The 19,864-nt window shown below is 73.2% G+C and carries 17 protein-coding genes; 9 read left to right on the forward strand and 8 right to left on the reverse strand.

Going from position 1 to position 19,864, the window contains the following annotated elements; all coding sequences use genetic code 11:
- Positions 1 to 130: 130 nt before the first annotated feature.
- The 3 genes from G9272_RS25405 to G9272_RS25415 all read right to left on the reverse strand — a co-directional run bounded on the left by G9272_RS25405 (position 131) and on the right by G9272_RS25415 (position 3,581).
- A complete protein-coding gene (locus tag G9272_RS25405) occupies positions 131 to 652 on the reverse strand; it encodes a nuclear transport factor 2 family protein (protein ID WP_171398694.1) in 522 nt (173 codons plus the stop codon).
- Entirely contained in the window at positions 649 to 1,629 is a 981-nt protein-coding gene (gene folP, locus G9272_RS25410; RefSeq protein WP_171398695.1) for a dihydropteroate synthase, read from the reverse strand. Before folP ends, G9272_RS25405 begins: the two co-directional genes overlap by 4 nt.
- A 140-nt stretch (positions 1,630 to 1,769) precedes the next feature.
- A complete protein-coding gene (locus G9272_RS25415) occupies positions 1,770 to 3,581 on the reverse strand; it encodes a phosphatidylglycerol lysyltransferase domain-containing protein (RefSeq protein WP_171398696.1) in 1,812 nt (603 codons plus the stop codon).
- A 235-nt stretch (positions 3,582 to 3,816) separates the two neighbouring features.
- Between G9272_RS25415 and G9272_RS25420 the strand changes: the two genes are divergently transcribed.
- Together G9272_RS25420 and G9272_RS25425 are read left to right on the forward strand one after the other, a co-directional pair.
- On the forward strand, positions 3,817 to 4,944 hold the full coding sequence (locus G9272_RS25420) for an alpha/beta hydrolase (protein ID WP_171398697.1): 1,128 nt from the start codon (positions 3,817 to 3,819) through the stop codon (positions 4,942 to 4,944).
- A 304-nt stretch (positions 4,945 to 5,248) separates the two neighbouring features.
- The gene (locus G9272_RS25425) at positions 5,249 to 6,877 is read left to right on the forward strand and encodes a hypothetical protein (RefSeq protein WP_171398698.1); all 1,629 of its coding nucleotides are present in this window, start codon (positions 5,249 to 5,251) and stop codon (positions 6,875 to 6,877) included.
- Between the two features lie 19 nt (positions 6,878 to 6,896).
- On the opposite strand, the gene G9272_RS25430 is transcribed toward G9272_RS25425, so the two are convergent.
- The gene (locus tag G9272_RS25430) at positions 6,897 to 8,249 is read right to left on the reverse strand and encodes a PH domain-containing protein (RefSeq protein WP_171402168.1); all 1,353 of its coding nucleotides are present in this window, start codon (positions 8,247 to 8,249) and stop codon (positions 6,897 to 6,899) included.
- 77 nt (positions 8,250 to 8,326) lie between these two features.
- The gene (locus tag G9272_RS25435) at positions 8,327 to 8,830 is read right to left on the reverse strand and encodes a PH domain-containing protein (RefSeq protein ID WP_171398699.1); all 504 of its coding nucleotides are present in this window, start codon (positions 8,828 to 8,830) and stop codon (positions 8,327 to 8,329) included.
- Between the two features lie 43 nt (positions 8,831 to 8,873).
- Here G9272_RS25435 and G9272_RS25440 point away from each other — a divergent pair, with 43 nt between their 5' ends.
- Complete coding sequence (locus G9272_RS25440; RefSeq protein ID WP_171398700.1) at positions 8,874 to 10,025, forward strand: NADH-quinone oxidoreductase subunit D; 1,152 nt, start codon at positions 8,874 to 8,876, stop codon at positions 10,023 to 10,025.
- 32 nt (positions 10,026 to 10,057) lie between these two features.
- Here the strand turns inward: G9272_RS25440 and G9272_RS25445 are convergent, their stop codons facing one another.
- On the reverse strand, positions 10,058 to 11,119 hold the full coding sequence (locus G9272_RS25445; RefSeq protein WP_171398701.1) for an SAM-dependent methyltransferase: 1,062 nt from the start codon (positions 11,117 to 11,119) through the stop codon (positions 10,058 to 10,060).
- 118 nt (positions 11,120 to 11,237) lie between these two features.
- On the opposite strand from G9272_RS25445, the gene G9272_RS25450 reads away from it, so the two are divergent.
- Both G9272_RS25450 and G9272_RS25455 read left to right on the forward strand, forming a co-directional pair.
- Positions 11,238 to 12,440, forward strand: a complete 1,203-nt coding sequence (locus tag G9272_RS25450) for a sensor histidine kinase (RefSeq protein WP_171398702.1) — start codon at positions 11,238 to 11,240, stop codon at positions 12,438 to 12,440.
- Positions 12,441 to 12,557: 117 nt separating this feature from the next.
- Positions 12,558 to 13,229: a response regulator gene (locus G9272_RS25455; protein ID WP_171398703.1), complete on the forward strand. Its 672-nt coding sequence runs from the start codon at positions 12,558 to 12,560 to the stop codon at positions 13,227 to 13,229.
- A gap of 39 nt (positions 13,230 to 13,268) precedes the next feature.
- On the opposite strand, the gene G9272_RS25460 is transcribed toward G9272_RS25455, so the two are convergent.
- Positions 13,269 to 14,375 (reverse strand): DUF5937 family protein, encoded by a 1,107-nt coding sequence (locus G9272_RS25460; protein ID WP_171398704.1) that lies wholly within the window; start codon positions 14,373 to 14,375, stop codon positions 13,269 to 13,271.
- A gap of 231 nt (positions 14,376 to 14,606) precedes the next feature.
- Here G9272_RS25460 and G9272_RS25465 point away from each other — a divergent pair, with 231 nt between their 5' ends.
- Complete coding sequence (locus G9272_RS25465; RefSeq protein WP_171398705.1) at positions 14,607 to 14,816, forward strand: hypothetical protein; 210 nt, start codon at positions 14,607 to 14,609, stop codon at positions 14,814 to 14,816.
- Here the strand turns inward: G9272_RS25465 and G9272_RS25470 are convergent.
- Positions 14,806 to 15,984, reverse strand: coding sequence for a threonine aldolase family protein (locus tag G9272_RS25470; protein WP_171398706.1), 1,179 nt, complete (start codon positions 15,982 to 15,984; stop codon positions 14,806 to 14,808). The genes G9272_RS25465 and G9272_RS25470 overlap by 11 nt on opposite strands.
- 199 nt (positions 15,985 to 16,183) lie before the next feature.
- Between G9272_RS25470 and G9272_RS25475 the strand changes: the two genes are divergently transcribed.
- From G9272_RS25475 to G9272_RS25485, 3 genes are read left to right on the forward strand one after another with little or no spacing between them, the layout of a single operon-like run.
- Complete coding sequence (locus G9272_RS25475) at positions 16,184 to 17,149, forward strand: Rossmann-like and DUF2520 domain-containing protein (protein WP_171398707.1); 966 nt, start codon at positions 16,184 to 16,186, stop codon at positions 17,147 to 17,149.
- Positions 17,146 to 18,147, forward strand: a complete 1,002-nt coding sequence (panC, locus tag G9272_RS25480; protein ID WP_171398708.1) for a pantoate--beta-alanine ligase — start codon at positions 17,146 to 17,148, stop codon at positions 18,145 to 18,147. The genes G9272_RS25475 and panC overlap by 4 nt, the downstream gene beginning before the upstream one ends.
- Complete coding sequence (locus tag G9272_RS25485; RefSeq protein ID WP_171398709.1) at positions 18,144 to 19,859, forward strand: L-aspartate oxidase; 1,716 nt, start codon at positions 18,144 to 18,146, stop codon at positions 19,857 to 19,859. The genes panC and G9272_RS25485 overlap by 4 nt, the downstream gene beginning before the upstream one ends.
- Positions 19,860 to 19,864 lie beyond the last annotated feature (5 nt).

The raw sequence follows: 19,864 nt of genomic DNA on the forward strand, positions 1-19,864 counted from the left end.
CTTGGGGAACCCGGCTGCTCACAGGCTGGTAGCCGCCCCTACCCGAGAGTTCGTGATTCCAACCACTTCTTGGTCCCTGTGGGTCATCTCAGGGCGCCTCCTGCCCCCTTCCTGCGGTCCGCCTACCCGCTCAGGAGGGGTTCTCGTCACTCTCGGGGTCTTCGGGAGCGTCGGCTTCGTCGTTCTCCGTCAGTACGGGGGAGGCGTGGTGCGACCACAGCTTCCATCCGTCGGAGGTGCGGCGGAACACGTTCGTGGCGACCACCAGCTGGCCCACGAGCGGCCCGAGCTCCTCGCCGTCCTCCGGCGCGGGGCCGCCGCTGAGGATGTTCTCGGTGCAGTTCACCAGCGCGGTGTCGCCGGTGACGGAGACATGCACGTCGGTGAGGAAGAACTGGATGTAGTCGGTGTTCGCCATGATCAGCGCGTACGACCGCAGCACGTCGCCCCGGCCGGTGAGTACCGGCCAGCCGGGGTGCACGCAGGAGATCACGCCGACGTCCGCCGGGTCGTGGTACGTCTCGTCCACGCCCAGGTCGGCCGGTGTGAGCCAGAGCGCGGACACCCCGTCGAAGTCGCCTTGTTCCAGTGCCTCGTAGAAGGCGGTGTTGGCGGCCTCGACCTGCTCGACGTCGGTGTGGGGGGCGCTCACCGGACTCCTTCTGCGCCGCTCGGGCCGTGCCCGCCGCGGTGTGCGTCCGGCGTCGCGGGCTCGCCGGTGGCGGTGTGCGCCGGGCGTGGTGCGCCCACGCCGGGTGCGTTGCCTTCCTCGCGCGCCCCCTCCACGGCACGGGCGACCCGTACCGCGTCCGCCGTCGCGCGCACCTCGTGCACGCGGACCGCCCAGGCGCCCGCCTCCGCGGCGAGGGCCGAGACGGCGGCGGTGGCGGCGTCGCGCTCGCGCGCGGGCGGCGGCGCGCCCTCCGGGCCGGCCAGGACACGGCCGAGGAACCGCTTGCGGGAGGCCGCGACGAGCAGCGGGTGACCGAGGGCGTGCAGCCGGTCGAGGTGGGCCAGCAGGGAGAGGTCGTGATCGGCCTCCTTGGAGAAGCCGAGACCCGGGTCGACGACGATGCGGTCGGGGGAGATACCGCCCGCCAGGACGGCTTCCACGCGCGCGTGGAGCTCGTCCACGACCTCGGCGACGACATCGGTGTAGACGCCTCTGACGTTGCCGCCATCGAGGAAGCCTCGCCAGTGCATGACGACGAAGGGGGCGCCCGTCTCCGCGACGGCCGGGATCATCGCCGGGTCGGCGAGGCCGCCGCTGACGTCGTTGACGAGGGCGGCGCCGGCCGCGAGGGCCTGGGCGGCGACGGAGGCGCGCATCGTGTCGACGGAGACGAGGACACCCTCGGAGGCGAGGCCGCGGACCACGGGGATGACCCGGCGGAGCTCCTCGGTCTCGTCGACCCGGCTGGCGCCGGGGCGCGTGGACTCGCCGCCGACGTCCACGAGGTCCGCGCCCTCGGCGACGAGTTGGAGGCCGTGCTTGACGGCGGCCGTCGTGTCGAACCAGCGGCCGCCGTCGGAGAAGGAGTCGGGGGTCACGTTGACGACTCCCATGACCGCGCAGCGGTCCCATTCCGGAAGACCGACGACGCGCCCGCGTCCGCTCTGCTTGCTCATGCGTTCAGCGTAGGCCCAGGAGGGTGCCGTGCCGCGGTGCGGCCCGAGTGGAAGCCCCAGGGCTGGGAGGGGGCGGGGCTTCCACCCGGGCCGGTCTCGGTGGCGCGGGCCCGATGCCCGCCGGGCCGGCATCGCCGCGGCTACGCCGCGCGTACGTCTCTCTCCGCCACCGTGTGCGTACACACGCGTGCCGCCGTGGAGCGGCGGCGCAGGAAGCGCGGCAGCGGGAGGGCGAGGCTGACGAAGCCCTCGGCCTGCATGGCGGCGAAGCCGATGCGGGGGAGGTCGCCGGAGGCCCGGTAGACGACGAAGCGGGGCTCCCAGCGCGGCTGGAACTTGGCGTTGAACTTGTACAGCGACTCGATCTGGAACCAGCGGGAGAGGAACACCAGCAGCCCGCGCCAGGCCCGCAGCACCGGGCCCGCGCCGATCTTCTCGCCGCGCGCCAGCGCCGAGCGGAACATGGCGAAGTTCAGCGACACGCGCGCGATGCCGAACTTCGGGGCGGCCTGGAGAGCGGCGACGATCAGGAGTTCGTTCATGCCCGGGTCGGCCGAGCGGTCGCGGCGCATCAGGTCCAGGGAGGCGCCGTCCGGGCCCCAGGGCACGAAGTGCAGGATCGCCTTCAGGTCGCCGTACTCGCCGGGGACCTCGTCGGCCTTGTGGGCGGTGGCGATGAGGCAGTCCCCGTCGGCGGCGTCGCCGACGCGGCCCAGGGCCATCGAGAAGCCGCGCTCGTTGTCGGTGCCGCGCCAGTCCTCGGAGGCCAGCCGGATGCGCTCCAGTTCGGCCTCACCGAGGTCACGGACGCGCCGTACCCGGGTCTCGTAACCGGCGCGTTCGATGCGCTTGACCATCTGGCGCACGTTGCGCATCGCGCGGCCGGCCAGGGAGAAATCCGCTACGTCCACCACCGCCTCGTCACCCAGCTCGAGCGCGTCGAGCCCGGTCTCCCGGGTCCAGACCTCGCCGCCCGTCTCCGAGCAGCCCATGACGGCGGGCGTCCAGGAGTGGGCCTTGGCCTCGTCCATGAAGCGTTCGATGGCGCCGGGCCAGGCCTCGACGTCGCCGATGGGGTCGCCGCTGGCGAGCATCACGCCGGAGACGACGCGGTAGGTCACCGCCGCCTTGCCGCTGGGGGAGAAGACCACGGCCTTGTCGCGGCGCAGCGCGAAGTGGCCCAGGGAGTCGCGGCGCCCGTGCTTGTCCAGCAGGGCACGCAGGCGCGCCTCGTCCTCCTCCGTGAGGCGGGCGGCCGGGTGCTCGGGGCGGAAGGCGAGGTAGATCGTGGTGACCGCGGTGATCCAGCCGAGGGCGCCAAGGGAGAAGGCGACGGTCCAGGAGGTGTTGCCCTGGTAGTCGACCGGGCCCTCGAAGCCGAAGAGGCCGTACAGGACGTGCGTAATGCGATCGGCCAGGCTCGGGTCGCCGATCAGGCGCCGCGGGTGGACGCTGACGATGACCAGTCCCAGACCGAGGGAACCGGCGCCCATGAGGACGAAGTTGGCGAGCGCGCGCCAGCGGCTGCGCGGGTCGGGCAGTGCCGCGAACTGGTCGCGGTGCAGCAGCAGCGGAGCCAGGAGCGCGACCGAGATGAGCGCGCCCACGATCGAGTGCCGGTACACGAACTGGGCCACCGCGCCCGCCGGGAGCAGCACCACCGCCGCGCGCCACGCGCGCCGCTTGCCGCGCCTGAGGCCGTGCGCGAGCAGCAGCAGCAGGACGCCGGCGCTGAGGGACAGCGCGGCCGCGAACGGCCCGAACGAGCCGGGCAGCACCTCGGCGAAGGTGTGCATACGGCTGTGCCTGAACCGCGGGAAGACCCCGCCGGCGACGTCCAGCAGACCCACCAGGGCACAGGCTCTGGCGACGAGGGCAGGGACGGACTCGGGGCGCGGACCTCGCACTATCTGCCGCACCCGGCTTGATCGGCGCGGAACCCCGCCCGACATTTCCCCATCTTGAGTGACAGACATCGCATCCCGTAGTTCCGCGAGAGACCTTGGACCCGGGCCCGATTCGGGCATCCGGCGACATTGCGCCCTCTAGGACGGTGTCTTGAGGAGAGAGGTTCACTCGTCTCCTCAAAGCCACTGAAAAGGCCAAGGAAAGTCCGGGACAAGCCCTCGCGAAGGAGTCGGGGGGAGCGGGCGGGATCCCGGACGGAGAGCAGGCAGGAAACACCGCATGGGGCTCACGAGCGACAAAATGCTGCTGCTGTCAGTGCTGTTCGCCTTACTGCTGTTCGTCGGCACGGTGTGGCTGTGGCCGCGTCTGGCCCGAACCGGCTGGCGGGCCGTCAGCGGGCGGATCGGGCTGCTGCTGGCCACCCAGTTGGCGCTGTTCGTCTCGGTGGGGCTGACCGCCAACCAGGCGTTCGGCTTCTACGCCAGCTGGGCGGACCTGTTCGGCCGGGAGACGGACCAGGGCGTGGTCGTCGACCACGCGGCGGGTGGCGCCCCGGCGGGGCCGCTGCGGGTGGTCGACACCCGGCGCGTGGACGGCGGCGGCAGCGGGCGTCCGCAGTACGGCGGACAGATCCAGAAGGTCGCCGTCAACGGACGTACGACACACATAGCCACGCCGGCGTACGTGTACCTGCCGCCGGAGTATTTCGACCCGCAGTACCGCACGCGTACGTTCCCCGCGGCCGTCGTCCTCACGGGCTACCCCGGCACGGCGGAGGCGCTCGTGGACAAACTGCACTACCCGCGCACCGCGCGGGAGCTCGCCAAGGACGGGCGCATGCAGCCGATGATCCTGGTGATGATGCGGCCGACCGTGGCGCCGCCGCGGGACACCGAGTGCGTGGACATCCCGGGCGGCCCGCAGACCGAGTCGTTCTTCGCCAAGGACCTGCCGGACGCCGTGACGGCCCACTACCGGGTGGGCAGGAAACCCGGCAGCTGGGGCATCATCGGCGACTCCACGGGCGGCTACTGCGCGCTGAAGCTGGCGATGCACCACCCGGAGGTCTACGGGGCGGGCGCGGGCCTGTCGGCGTACTACAAGGCGCCTACCGATCCGACCACCGGCGACCTCTTCCACGGAAACGCGACCCTGCGCAACGAGGCGGATCTGCACTGGTTTCTGAAGAATCGTTCCGCTCCCGAGACCTCGCTGCTCGTCACCAGCAGCAAGGTCGGAGAATCCAACTTCAAGGCCACGCAGAAGTTCATAGAGCTGGCGAAGGCCACGGGCACGACCAGGATCTCGTCGATCATCCTGGAAAGCGGCGGGCACAACTTCAACACCTGGCGGCGGGAGATCCCGCCGACGCTCGAGTGGATCAGCGGACGGTTGAGCGACCGGTGAGCGGCGCCCGACGGCGGGGGCCGGGCGGCGGGCATCGCGGACGTCAGGGGCGGGGCGGCGGGCGTAGAGGAGGGGGTTGACGGGTGTCGAGGAGGGGAGGCGGCGGGCGTCGAGGGCCGGGGGTTCCGGGCGGCTCGACCAGGGTTCATGAGGGCTGAACGGGGCACCCCGACGGGAAATGATCTTGCTTCTCGTCGAATTCCGTGACCGCGTTGTTTCCTGATGCCCTGTGAAGACTTCGGTATGGCCGTGTTTTTGCGGGGCGGGGCGCCAACATTCGCCTACGCGCGGTAAGTTTCTGGCCATGCCACGTGGACGTCACCGCCATTCCCCGCCTTTGCACAGGCTGCTGCCTCCCTCGGCAATCGCAGGCGTCTCCCTTGTCTGCGCCCTCGGCCCCTGGGTGTTCACGGAGCCGATGATGCTCCGTGGTCTGGCCGCGGCCGCCGCGGCGACGGCGATCCTCGGCGCGTACGTGATGCGCCGCTGGGACATGCAGGCCGGCAAGCAGGTCGCCGACCTGGCACGCGCGCGTGCCAGTGACGAGTGGCGCTACGAGGAACGGGTCGCCGAGCTGGAGAGCGACCTCGACGAATCACGTGAACTGCGCGTCAAGCTGGAGCAGCGCCTGCGGTCCAAGCGCACCGAACTGGCGGGCCTGCGCAACGAGCACGCCGCGCTGCTGCGTCGCTACGCCACGGCCGAGACCGAGCGGGCCAGCGCCCTGGAGGGCCGCCGGCTGCTCGAGATAGAGGCGGCGCCCGCGCCCGCGCTGCCCGCCGCGCGCGCGGCGCAGGACGCGGAGCCGGCCGGCGCGGTCGTCGTGGCCGAGGACACCGACGACACCGAGGACACCGAAGGCGCGGATGCCGTCGAGGCGGCGGCCGGAGCCCAGGAGACGGCCGAGGACGCCGCGTTCGACGACTCTGCCGACTCTGCCGACTCTGCCGACTCTGCCGACTCTGCCGAGTCCGGCGAGTCCGGCGACGCCGCCCAGCCGGTCGCGGAGACCGAGGGGGCCGAGGGGGACGAGGAGGAGCCGACGGCTTCGGCGGTCTTCTCTCCCGAGGGGTCGAAGCTGTTCCTGCGGGCCCAGGCGGCCCTGGCCCGGTTCGACACCGACGGCGTCAAGGCCACGAAGATCGAGGACCACGCCGAGGAGGAGCCCGCGAGGGCGACTTCCGCGGACGTCGGCGCCACAGCCGCCGGTGGCGACGCGGAGGCCGCGCAGGAGGACGAAGCACAGGGGAAGCCCGAGGCGGTCGACGAGCACGCGCGCGCGGCCGCCCCCCACACGGCTGCCGAGGCCGACACGGTCTCGGACGACCGGAGCGCGGACGACCGGAGCGCGGACGACGAGAGTGCGGAGGACCAGGCCCCGGACGACCAGGCTTCCGCCGCCGCGGACGCGGACGACGCTGAGGAGAACGCCCCGGCGCCGGTGGCCTCGGAAGCGGCCGTGGTCGGCGAGCGCCTGGTCTACGCGGAGACCGTGCGGCCCGCGCCGCCGGTGTACTCCGCCACCGCCGGCGCCCCCACCGACACCTCCGTCCCGTCCGCCGCCGCGGCCGGTGCGCTCGTCCCCCGTCCCGCCGGCGCCGTGCAGCGCCGCTCCTCCGGCCACTTCGCCGTGCCGACCGCCGTGGCCGTCGTACCGGCCGCGCAGCCCGTACGGCGTCCGACGGCCGAGGGAGGCTTCGACTTCTTCGGTACGAAGAGCGTGTCGGCGCCCTACGCCCTTGAGGCCGTGCAGAACGAGGATCTGGCCGATGTCGTCGGCCAGGAGGCCCTCGCCCTGCACAAGGCCGAGTCCGAGGCGGAGTTCAAGCCGCTGGACGAGGCGGCGCGCGGTGTGGGTCAGGTGATCGACCTGACCGCCCACGACGAGACGGAGCACATCGACCTTCAGGGACTGCGCAGCGCCGTCTCCTGACGCCGTCTCCTGAGGCGTCCTACGCCATCCACCGGTCGGGCCGGGCGTCCAGGCGCCCGGTCCGTGACCGTTCGGCCTGCCCGCGCAGCAGCTCCGCGGCCTCCTGTGCGTCCCGCAGCCGGGCTGTGACGGTCTTGTCGGCGCCCGTGTCCACATGGACATCCGCGAGCCGCCAGAGGCGCTGCCAGGGCCCTTGCGTCAGCCGCACGCTCTGCACCTTGGCGTGCGGGACGAGCGCCAGGCTGCGGCGCAGCAGTCCGTGCCGGGTGGCGAACACCGCGTCCGTGACGGCGATCCCGTAGCCCCGCCACCACAGCGGCACACACCGCCCGGCCCGCCGCGGCGGCCGCGACAGCGAGGCCCCGGCCGGGACGCTCACCCCGGGCAGCACGCGCGCGACGACGGCCTCCGCGGCCTCGCGCGGGGCGACCGGCACCAGTACGGAGTTGGCCGAGCCGGCCACGTCGAGCTCGACCCGGACCCACCCGCGCCGCCGCCACAGCAGCGGCTCCACGATCCGCACGGTCTGCACCCGCCCGGGCGGCACCGTCTCGTGCGTACGGTCCAGCAGCCCATGGTCGATCCGCAGCCCGTCCGGGGACTCGCCGACCGTCCAGTCGTACTCGCCGACGAACCGTCCGACGCTGCTCGCGCCCGCCGCGCCGAGCAGCGGCACGCCGGTCGCGAGAACCGTCCACACGCTGTGGGTGGCCAGCCACAGCACCGGCGGCACGACGAGCGCGGCGACCAGCGCGCCCCAGGTCGCGCCGGTCAGTACCAGGGCGATCGCGAGCTCGCGCGCCGGTACGCGCAGCAGCTCGCGCGCGGGCGCCTCGCCCACCTCGTGCGCCGTCTCCGGCGCGAAACCCGCCGCCCGCGCGAGCAGCTCCGCCCGCAGCACCCGGGCCTCCTCCTCGCCCAGGAAGGCCAGTTCGTCCTTCTTCTCGGCGCCGACCACGTCGAGCCGGAGCTTCGCGACGCCCGCGATCCGCGCGAGCAGCGGCTGACTGACGTCGATCGCCTGGATGCGTTCCAGCCGGATGTGCGCGGCGCGCCGGAACAGCAGGCCGGTCCGGATGCGCAGTTCGCTGTCGGTCACCGAGAAATGGGTGAACCACCAGGTCAGAAAGCCGTAGAGGGAGGCCGCGGGGACGAGGACGGCGAGCGCGATCAGCAGGGTCGTGGTGGTCAGCCGGGTCAGCTGCTCCTGCGCCTGGTTGGGGTCGTGCACGGCCCACCCGACAAGGACCGCGATCGGCGCCCACGCCCGCCGGAACGGGGTGAAGGGGTGCAGTCGGCGCTCGGTGACGGGCCGTTCGGGACGGGTGCCGGGCGGGTCCGGTGTCTCCGTGGTGTCCGCAGCCTTCGCGATGTCCGTGGCGTTCGCGGTGCCCGTGGCGTCCGCTGCGGGGGGTACGTCGGGTATGCCGTCCTCGACGCCCGGGGTCGTCACAGCCCCGCCGATCGGGCCTCGCCGAGCTGGGTGAGCCGGTCGCGCAGCCGTTCCGCCTCGGCCGGGTCCAGGCCCGGGACGGTCGCGTCGGTCGCGGCGGCCGCGGTGTGCAGCTGGACGCTGGCCAGCCCGAAGTGCCGTTCGACGGGCCCGGAGGTGACCTCGACGAGCTGCATGCGCCCGTACGGCACGACGGTCTCCTCGCGCCACAGCACGCCCCGGCTGATCAGCAGGTCGTCGGCCCGCTCGGCGTACCGCCAGGAGCGCCAGTTGCGGCCGAGCAGCACCCAGCCCCATCCGATGCCGGCCAGGGGCAGCAGTGCGAACGCGGCCCACGCGGGGCCGACGAGCAGCCCGAGCAGCAGCCCGGCGCCGACGGCCGTCAGCCCCAGCCACACCACCAGCAGCAGCCGCCGCATCCGCAGCAGTCCCGGCGGCAGTCCGATCCACTCCGGTCCGGCCGCCGTCGTCCCCACGCCACCCGGGCTCCCCGTATCCATACCGTCAGCGTACGTAGGGGACCGCGTAGGGGAGACTGTGCCCATGACTCCTACGACGGAGACCACGGTCGGGATCGGCGGTGCCGCGGAGAGCACCGACATGGTGCTCAACATCGGCCCCCAGCATCCCTCCACGCACGGTGTGCTGCGGCTGCGGCTCGTCCTGGACGGTGAGCGCATCCGGCGGGCGGAGCCGGTGATCGGCTATATGCACCGCGGCGCGGAGAAGCTGTTCGAGGCACGCGACTACCGCCAGATCGTCATGCTGGCCAACCGCCACGACTGGCTGTCGGCGTTCTCGAACGAGCTGGGCGTGGTCCTCGCGGTGGAGCGGATGCTCGGCATGGAGGTCCCCCCGCGCGCGGTGTGGACGCGTACCCTGCTTGCCGAGCTGAACCGGGTGCTGAACCACCTGATGTTCCTGGGGTCCTACCCCCTGGAGCTGGGCGGCATCACCCCGGTCTTCTACGCCTTCCGTGAGCGCGAAGTGCTCCAGAACGTGATGGAGGAGGTCTCCGGCGGGCGCATGCACTACATGTTCAACCGCGTCGGCGGCCTCAAGGAGGACCTGCCGGCCGGATGGGCCGCACGCGCGCGTGGCGCCGTCGCCGCCGTGCGCTCGCGCATGGACGTCTTCGACGACCTGGTGGTCGGCAACGAGATCTTCCGGGGGCGCACGCGGGACGTGGGAACGCTCGCGCCGGAGCACGTGCACGCGTACGGCGTGAGCGGGCCGATCGCGCGCGCCTCGGGTGTCGACTTCGACCTGCGCCGGGACGAGCCCTATCTCGCGTACGGGGAGCTGCGGGACACCCTCAAGGTGGTGACCCGGACCGAGGGCGACTGCCTCGCGCGCTTCGAATGCCTCCTGGAGCAGACGCACAACGCGCTCGACCTCGCGGACGCCTGCCTGGACCGTCTCGCGGAGCTGCCGCCCGGTCCGATCAACCAGCGGCTCCCGAAGGTCCTCAAGGCGCCCGAGGGACACACGTACGCGTGGACCGAGAACCCTCTCGGCATCAACGGCTACTACCTCGTCAGCAAGGGCGAGAAGACCCCGTACCGGCTGAAGCTTCGCTCGGCCTCGTTCAACAACATCCAGGCGCTCGCCGAACTGCTGCCGGGCACGCTGGTCTCGGACATGGTGGCGATCCTGGGATCGATGTTCTTCGTGGTGGGGGACATCGACAAGTAGGCCGGGCGGCGGACGGGGCAGGCCGCGGGCGGTCAGCCGGTTTCGGGTCCCGGGGCGAGCGGGTGGGGAATGCCGACCGGCTGGAGCAGCCATCCGAAGTCGCCCAGTCCGCCCGGCGCGATGAGCTCGGCGGCCTCTCCGGCGCCCGCGAGGGCGCGCACGTACGCGGAGGGGTCCGTGGAGGCCAGCGCCAGCGGGGGGCGTGCGCCCATGATGCCCAGGGCGCGCAGTGCGGCGCGTTGGGTGAGCAGGCGGGCGCCGACGGGCGCCCGCGCCGCGCCCTTCCCCGCGATTGCTCCCGCCTCCGCGCACGCGTCCAGCGCGACGTGGGCCGTGATGTCGCGGGAACCGTCCGGCACGGGTGCCGTCTCGCGCCCCTCCAGGAAGCCGGTGAGCGTCCCGAACGGCGGCCGCGCGTCCGCCGTGTGCGCGTAGTCCACCGCCACCGCGAGCCCGCCCTCGAGGCAGGAGACGGCGGACGCCCACGCCGTGTCCCGGGGCAGCCCGATCTCCGCCCGCAGCCCCTCCTCGCCCGCCGTCGGCCACCACCGCGCGAGCCACTCCGCCTCCGCGCCGGACACCTGCTCCCCGAGCCGCTCGGTCCCGGTGTCCCGGACGAGCACCCGTCGAGCCACGCCCGCGGAGTCGACCTCCGCGACCTCGACGGGCACGTTGTCCAGCCACTCGTTGGCGAACAGCAGTCCGGTGAGCTGCCGTGGTGGCTCGGGCAGCCACTCGATCCGGTGAGCGAGGCCCGCAGGGCGGTCGGCGAACTCCACGGCGTACGCGCGTGTGCGTGCCGCCACATCGGCGGGGAGCGCGGCCAGCACTGCGGTGACCAGCTCGCCCCGCCCGGCGGCCATGTCGACGAAGTCGAGCGACGAGGGCCGGCCGAGCGCCTCGTCGACCCGGCACAGCAGCCGGGCCACGGCCTCGGCGAACAGCGGCGACGCGTGCACGGACGTACGGAAGTGCCCGGCCGGGCCCTCGGAGCGCCGGTAGAAGCCGCCCGTTCCGTCCACGCCGTACAGCGCCGCCTGCGTCGCCGCCCGCCAGCCGCGCCACTCGCCCGAGCCCGTCACCTTGTCCACCACCCGGTCAGACTAGGCGTACAGGTGATCACGGCATCCACCTTGCGGAGTACGCGCGCCCGGACCGGATCGGCCCTTCGGTTGACCCCTGCACGCATCGGGCATCCCTACGCTGGGTTACGTGCAGCGCCTCTATGACTTCCTCCGCAGACACCCGACAGGGGTGGACGGCTTCTGGGCCCTCGTCCTGTTCGGGATCTCCGCGGCTGCCGGAACCGCGGGCCAGGACCGCGGCGGCACCGACTCCATGGCGCTGCTGGTGCCGGTCGTGTTCCTGTTGTGCCTGGTCATCGCGTTGCGTCGGCGCATGCCCGAGCAGATGCTCGTGCTCGCCGCCGTGCTCGGGCTGGCTCAGCTGGTGCTGAACGTCGGGGTCACGGCGGCCGACTTCGCCCTGCTGGTGATCGTCTACACGGTCGCCGCGACCGGCGCCCGCTGGGCTTCCCGGCTCGCACTGGTCATGGCCCTGAGCGCGGCCACGCTGGCGCAGGTGCGCTGGCCGCACGAGAACGCCAGTGTGCCGAGTCAGGTCGCGGTCATCGTCTTCCAGACCGTGCCGTTCGCCCTCGCCTGGGTGCTGGGCGACTCCATTCGCACCCGTCGCGCGTACTTCGCGCAGTTGGAGGAGCGCGCGGCCCGCCTGGAGAAGGAGCGCGAGGCGCAGGCGAAGGTCGCGGTCGCCGCCGAGCGCGCCCGCATCGCGCGGGAGCTGCACGACGTCGTCGCGCACAACGTGTCGGTGATGGTGGTGCAGGCCGACGGCGCCGCCTATGTCCTCGACACAGCGCCCGACCAGGCGAAGAAGGCCCTGGAGACGATCTCCTCCACGGGCCGCCAGGCCCTCGCCGAGATGCGCCGCCTGCTGGGCGTGCTGCGCACCGGTGAGCACCAGGAGGGCGGCGAGTACGTGCCGCAGCCGGACGTCGAGCAGATCGAGGACCTCGTCGAGCAGTGCCGCGGCTCGGGCCTGCCCGTGGACTTCAAGGTAGAGGGCACGCCGCGGCCGCTGCCCAGTGGCGTCGAGCTGACGGCGTACCGCATCGTGCAGGAGGCGCTGACCAACACGCGCAAGCACGGGGGGCCCAATACGGGCGCGAGCGTGCGCCTGGTCTACTTCGACGACGGCCTCGGCCTGCTCGTCGAGGACGACGGCAAGGGCGCCCCGCACGAGCTGTACGAGGAGGGCGGCGCCGACGGCGCGGGTCATGGCCTGATCGGCATGCGCGAGCGGGTCGGCATGGTGGGCGGCACCCTGGACGCGGGCCCGCGGCCCGGCGGAGGATTCCGCATCAGCGCCCTGCTCCCGCTCAAACCCGCGCACTGACGCCGACGCACGCCCCTGGTGACACCTGTCACGCCCCCGGCGCCACCCGCACCGGCTGACGGGAACAGAAGAAACAGAAACAGAAAAATCAGAACAGAAGAAACGGAAGAGGACTCGATGGCGATCCGCGTGATGCTCGTCGACGACCAGGTGCTGCTGCGCACCGGGTTCCGGATGGTGCTCGCCGCCCAGCCGGACATGGAGGTCGTGGCGGAGGCGGGCGACGGCGTCGAGGCCCTCCAGGTGGTGCGTTCCACGCCGGTCGACGTCGTGCTCATGGACGTCCGTATGCCGAAGCTGGACGGCGTGGAGGCCACCCGGCGCATCTGCGCCGAGGCCGAACCGCCGAAGGTGCTGATCCTGACCACCTTCGACCTGGACGAGTACGCGTTCTCCGGGCTGAAGGCGGGCGCCTCCGGGTTCATGCTCAAGGACGTGCCGCCGGGCGAGCTCCTCGCCGCCATCCGCTCCGTGCACAGCGGTGACGCGGTGGTCGCCCCGTCCACCACCCGCCGTCTCCTCGACCGGTTCGCGCCGATGCTGCCCACCACCGGCAAGGAGCCCCGCCACAAGGAGCTGGAGCGGCTCACGGAGCGGGAGCGCGAGGTCATGGTGCTGGTCGCCCAGGGGCTGTCCAACGGGGAGATCGCGGCCCGGCTGGTGCTGTCCGAGGCGACCGTGAAGACCCACGTGGGCCGCATCCTGACCAAGCTGGGGCTGCGCGACCGGGTCCAGGTGGTGGTCCTCGCGTATGAGACGGGGATCGTCCGGGCCGGCGGCCACGGCTGACCCGCACGGACCCACGCGGCCCCCGCGGGGCACCGACGGCTAGCGGAGCATCCCTTCCAGGAAGTCGCTGCCCAGCCGGGCCACCACCGTCACGTCGAGCTGGTGCAGTACATAGCGGCCGCGCCGACGGGTGGTGAGCAGGCCCGCCTTCTTCAGGACGGCGAGGTGCCGGGATATCTCGGGGGCCGTCATGCCATGCACCTGGGCCAGCTCGGTCGTGGTGTACGCGCTGCGGGCCAGCAGGCGGCAGATCCGCATCCGCACGGGATGGGACAGCGCCTTCATCCGCAGCGTCAGCTGCGCCACCGAGGGAGGCGAGGCCAGCTCCGGCGAGCCGACCGGGTAGTGCAGCACCGGCTGCCAGCCGTACCGGTGCAGCACCATCAGGTGCGGCCAGCCGAGACTCGTCGGCACCAGCAGCAGGCCGCCGTCCCCGGTGGTGGTGCGGCCCTGGACCAGCTTGTCCACGGTGATGCGCGCTGCGTCCGCGTCGAGCGTCACCGCCGAGGACACCGAGGCGAGGGCCTCCGCCAGGCCCTTGTGGCGCAGAAGATCCGTCTTGTAGCGGGCGTCCGTGGCGAGCGGGAGGCGCACCCGGGCCCAGACATCGGCGAAGAACGCCTCGTCGCAGTCCTCCAGGAACTGCCTCAGCCAGGCACGCACGCGGGGCGGGTCGTCGAGCAGCCGCTGAGTGAACCGCACCTGCCGCGGCCCGCGCGTGGCGGCCAGTTCGAAGGCGCGCCGGCGCAGCTTCGGGTCGGCGAGCACGCTGGGGCTCGGCACGTCGTACCCGGGCGCGCAGGTGAACTCCAGGGCGGAATCCACGAACTGCTCGTCCGTCAGCTTGTCCAGGAGGTCGAGCTCCTCGGCGAGCGTGGCCCCGGGGAGCATGCTTCTGCCCGGGATGCCCGCGTACGGCAGGAAGATGTCCGAGAACGTCGTCCGCCACAGGAAGTCGGCCTCGCACATCCGGTCCGCCAGATGCGAGTCGAGCCCGGCGGTCACGCCGGTGACCCAGCCCTGAAGGCCGGGATGGTGCCCCGGCTCGGACAGCGCGTGCAGCGCCATGCCGAGCTCGGCCAGGGGTGAGGGCACGACCGCGACCCTCTCCGGCCGCAGCCCCGCGATGTCGATGCTCAGGCTCATGCCCTCATGGTGCACCGCGCCACTGACAACGCGGTCCTCGATTGACGGCCGCCGTCAATCGACGCGACGCCGGGCATCGGCCGGGCGCAGCCTGAAGAGGCCGGGGCAGCCGCGGGGCAGCCCTCCGGACTCCCTTCACGTCCTCCCCTGTCCGGGCCATGTCCAGGCCGCGTCCGGACGACGTCCAGACCACGTTCCTTGTTCCTTAGTTCGTTCCGAGAGGGATCAGCCATGAGCATCACGCAGCAGTACGCCCTCGACGCCTACCGGGCCCGGCAGCACGGCGAGCCCCCGGTGCCCGCGCCCGGCGCCCAGGACTGGCAGGTGATGCGCGAACTGCGGGACTACCAGCAGTTCCGCGCGGTCCTCGCGGGCCGCCCCGCCCACGGGCGGCTGCGGCGAGCCCTGGCCCGCCGACTGCGCCCCCGTCCTACCTGCTGACCACTTCGGCCACCCGGCCCACGAAGTCCACGACCGCCGCCCTCACGTCGTCCGCCGTCCACGTCAGCCCGGCGGCGCTGACGGTGACCTCGGTGTACGACAACCCCGGCCCGCCGCGGCTCCAGCCGCCGACGAAGAGCATCGCCTTCGTCTGCTCGGCCTGGAGCGCCGCCGCTTCGGCGAGCACATCGGCCTCGTACGGCAGCCAGACCTGGAACTCGTGCGTGTGCGGCACCTCGGGGTGCACGCGTGCCCACGGCAGGCCCGCTTCGGCGAACCCCTCGCGCAGCGCGGCGGCCACCACGCGCGCGTGGGCCACGTACTCCGGCAGCCGGGGCAGTTCCCGCTCCAGGCCGACGAGTGCCGCCAGGGCGGTGGGGAACTGCTGGAAGACCATCCCGCCGTAGCGGTGCCGCCACGTCTTCGCCTCCTCCACCAGCGTCTTCGGGCCGGCGAGCGCGGCGCCGCCGAAGCCGTCGAGGGACTTGTAGAACGATACGTAGACGCTGTCGGCCAGGTCCGCTATCTCCCGCAGGGGGCGGCCGAAGTGGTGGGTCGTCTCCCACAGGCGCGCGCCGTCGAAGTGCACCACCGCGTCGCGCTCGCGTGCCGCCTCCACGACCTCGGTCAGCTCCTCCCAGGAGGGCAGCACATAACCGGCGTCCCTGAGCGGCAGCTCCAGCATCAGCGCCCCGAAGGGCTCCTCGAAGGCGCGCACCTCGTCGGCCGTGGGCAGCCGGGGCTCGCGCGTCAGCCGGACCGTGCGCAGTTCGCTGACGGCGTTGAAGGCGCCCCGCTCCCACACCTCGGGATGGCTCAGCGCGTGCAGCGCGACCGTGGGGTTGCCGGTGCGTCCCGCCCAGCAGCGCAGGGCGACCTGCTGGGCCATCGTGCCGGTCGGGAAGAACGCCGCGGCCTCCGTGCCCAGCAGCCCGGCGACCCGCTCCTCCAGCGCCGCCACGACCCCGTCGCCGTAGAGGTCCGCGGGCTCGTCCAGGTCGTGGACCTGCGGCGCGGCCTCGTGCAGCAGCGCGAGCCGGTCCCGCAGTGTGCCCCGGGCACCGTCGCGCGACAGGACGCGTTCCGCCTTCCGGTAGGCGGCCGCCCGCCGCTCCCGCAGGCGCTGCTGCGCCGACTTCTCCTCGCCGTGTTCCGCCGTGTACGTCATGCCCCGGATGATGCCGTGTGACGGCCCGCGGGACCACGGGCGTTTCCGGCCCCCGCGCGGCCCCCTGGGCCGCAGGTCGGGGAACGGGTGGGATAACCCACAGCCTGTGGACAACCGGACGCTCCCCGGACGGATAGCGTTAACATGACGAGAAATCGTCCGGTACCCGGAGCGGACTGGAACGGAAGGCCTCCGTCGCGTGAGTACAGCCCAACAGCCAGACCCCAGGGACCGCCCCGCGCGGCTCGCCGTCGGCGTCGTCGGCGCCGGCCGGGTGGGCCCCGCCCTGGCCGCGTCCCTCCAGCTCGCCGGGCACCGCCCGGTCGCCGTCTCCGGTGTCTCCGACGCCTCCAGGCGGCGAGCCGCGCTGCTGCTGCCCGACGTGCCCCTCGTCCCGCCCGCCGAGGTCCTCCAGCGTGCCGACCTGGTGCTGCTGACCGTCCCCGACGACGCCCTGCCCGGGCTCGTGGAAGGCCTCGCCGAGACCGGCGCCGTACGGCCCGGCCAGCTGATCGTGCACACCTCGGGGCGGTACGGCGCGAAGGTCCTCGACCCGGTCCTGCGCGCGGGCGGGCTGCCGTTGGCCCTGCACCCGGCGATGACCTTCACGGGCAGCCCCGTCGACGTCCAGCGCCTGGCGGGCTGCTCCTTCGGCGTCACCGCGCCCGACGAGTTGCGGCTGGCCGCCGAGGCCCTGGTGATCGAGATGGGCGGCGAGCCGGAGTGGATCGCCGAGGAGAGCCGGCCGCTCTACCACGCGGCCCTCGCCCTGGGCGCGAATCACCTGGTCACACTGGTCGCCCAGTCCATGGAGCTGCTGCGGACGGCCGGCGTCGAGGCGCCCGACCGGATGCTCGGCCCGCTGCTCGGCGCCGCCCTCGACAACGCGCTGCGCTCCGGCGACGGCGCGCTCACCGGCCCCGTCGCGCGCGGAGACGCGGGCACGGTCGCCGCGCACGTCGCCGAGCTGCGCGAGCACGCCCCGCAGACCGTGGCCGGCTACCTGGCGATGGCCCGCGCGACCGCCGACCGTGCGCTCGCCCACGGGCTCCTCAAGCCCGAGCTCGCCGAGGACCTCCTCGGGGTACTCGCCGACGAAGCCCACGGCACCCCCGGAAACCCCGGTGCCCCCGGCACGCACGGCACCGAAGGAGATGCCGGATGACCACCACCCTGCTGCGCACCGCCGCCGAACTGCACGCACGCACGCGTGGCGGCCGCCGGGCCGTCGTGATGACCATGGGCGCCCTGCACGAGGGCCATGCCACCCTCGTCCGCACCGCCCGGGAACTCGCCGGGCCGGACGGCGAGGTCGTCGTCACGGTCTTCGTCAACCCGCTCCAGTTCGGCCAGGGCGAGGACCTCGACCGCTACCCGCGCACCCTGGACGCCGATCTCAAGCTCGCCGAGCAGGCCGGCGCGGACGCCGTGTTCGCCCCGTCCGTGGACGAGGTCTACCCGGGCGGCGAGCCCCAGGTACGGGTCACCGCGGGCCCCATGGGGGAGCGGCTCGAGGGCAGCTCCCGCCCCGGACACTTCGACGGCATGCTCACCGTCGTCGCCAAGCTGCTGCACCTCACCCGGCCCGACATCGCCCTCTTCGGGCAGAAGGACGCCCAGCAGCTCGCCCTGATCCGCCGCATGACACGGGACCTGAACTTCGGCGTGGAGATCGTCGCCGTGCCCACCGTGCGCGAGGAGGACGGGCTGGCCCTGTCCAGCCGCAACCGCTATCTGTCCGCCGCGGGCCGGCGCACCGCGCTCGCGCTCTCCCAGGCCCTGTTCGCGGGCCGCGACCGGCATGCCGCGCAGGAGGCGCTGCGGGCCCGCGCGCGTCAGGTGCCCGCCACGCGCGCGCGTGCCGAGGCGCTCAGTGCCATAGGGGAGTCCCGCGCGGCGGCCGACGCGCACGCCGTCGCCAAGGCCGCCCCCGGCAACCCGGCGGCCATCCGCGCGGCGGCCCGCCTGGTCCTCGACGAGGCCGCCCGGCTGGACCCGCCGCTGGAACTGGACTACCTCGCGCTGGTCGACCCCTCGGACTTCACGGAGATCACCGAGCTCGAGGACGACTTCACCGGCGAGGCCGTCCTCGCCGTCGCCGCCAGGGTCGGGACGACCCGGCTGATCGACAACCTCCCCCTCACCTTCGGAGCCGCCTCGTGACCAGCACAGGCATACGACTGCACGCGCCCGCGCCCGGGTGGAACATCGCCGCGGACGTGGTGGTCGTGGGCTCCGGCGTCGCCGGCCTGACCGCGGCCCTGCGCTGCGAGGCCGCCGGCCTGACGACGGTCGTCGTCACCAAGGCCCGGCTCGACGACGGCTCCACCCGCTGGGCGCAGGGCGGCATAGCCGCGGCCCTGGGCGAGGGGGACACACCCGAACAGCACCTGGACGACACGCTGGTGGCGGGCGCGGGCCTGTGCGACGAGGACGCCGTACGGATCCTCGTCACCGAGGGCCCCGACGCCGTGCGCCGACTGATCGAGACCGGCGCCCACTTCGACGAGTCCGAGGGGGGCGGCCTGGAGCTCACCCGCGAGGGCGGCCACCACCGACGCCGTATCGCGCACGCGGGCGGCGACGCGACCGGCGCGGAGATCTCCCGCGCGCTCGTCGAGGCGGTACGCGCGCGTGGCCTGCGCACGATCGAGAACGCGCTCGTGCTGGACCTGCTCACGGACGCCGCCGGCCGCACCGCCGGCGTCACCCTGCACGTCATGGGCGAGGGCCAGCACGACGGCGTGGGCGCGGTGCACGCCCCCGCGGTCGTCCTCGCGACCGGCGGCATGGGCCAGGTGTTCTCCGCCACCACCAACCCGTCGGTGTCCACCGGCGACGGTGTGGCGCTCGCCCTGCGCGCGGGCGCGGAGGTCTCGGACCTGGAGTTCGTCCAGTTCCACCCGACCGTGCTGTTCCTCGGCGCGGACGCGGAGGGCCAGCAGCCCCTGGTCTCCGAGGCTGTGCGCGGCGAGGGCGCCCACCTGGTCGACGCGGACGGCGTGCGCTTCATGGTCGGGCAGCACGAGCTGGCCGAGTTGGCTCCCCGCGACATCGTCGCCAAGGGCATCATGCGCCGCATGCAGGAGCAGGACGCCGAGCACATGTTCCTCGACGCCCGCCACTTCGGCGCAGACATGTGGGAGCACCGCTTCCCGACGATCCTGGCCGCCTGCCGCGTCCACGGCATCGACCCGGTCACCGAGCCCGTCCCGGTCGCCCCGGCGGCCCACTACGCCTCCGGGGGCGTGCGCACCGACTCCCACGGCCGGACGACCGTGCCGGGCCTGTACGCGTGCGGCGAGGTCGCCTGCACCGGCGTGCACGGCGCGAACCGGCTCGCGTCGAACTCGCTCCTCGAGGGCCTCGTCTACGCCGAGCGCATCGTCACCGACATCGTGGAGAGCCGGACGGACGACGGCCTGCACGCGCGGGTGCCGGCGCCGGTCGAGCACCCGGAGAAGCCGGCGCACCCGCTGCTCGCCCCGGAGGCCCGGTTCGCCATCCAGCGGATCATGACCGACGGCGCGGGCGTCCTGCGCTCCGCCGAATCCCTGGAGAAGGCGGCCGGCCAGCTGGTGCGGCTGCACGCCGAGGCCCGCGACGCCCTCGACGAGAACGGCAAGACGGCCGAGCCCGGCGTCGACACCTGGGAGGCCACCAACCTCCTGTGCGTGGCGCGGGTCCTGGTCACCGCCGCCCGGCAGCGCGAGGAGACCCGCGGCTGCCACTGGCGCGAGGACCACGCCGACCGCGACGACGCGAACTGGCACCGCCACATCGTCGTACGGCTGAATCCGGACCGCACGCTCGCCGTACACACCACCGATACCGCAGACTTCCCCCCGACCCGGCAGCACCTCCAGGAGCAGTGACAGAC

The organism is Streptomyces asoensis (genome assembly GCF_013085465.1).
GTDB classification, from domain to species: Bacteria; Actinomycetota; Actinomycetes; order Streptomycetales; family Streptomycetaceae; genus Streptomyces; species Streptomyces cacaoi_A.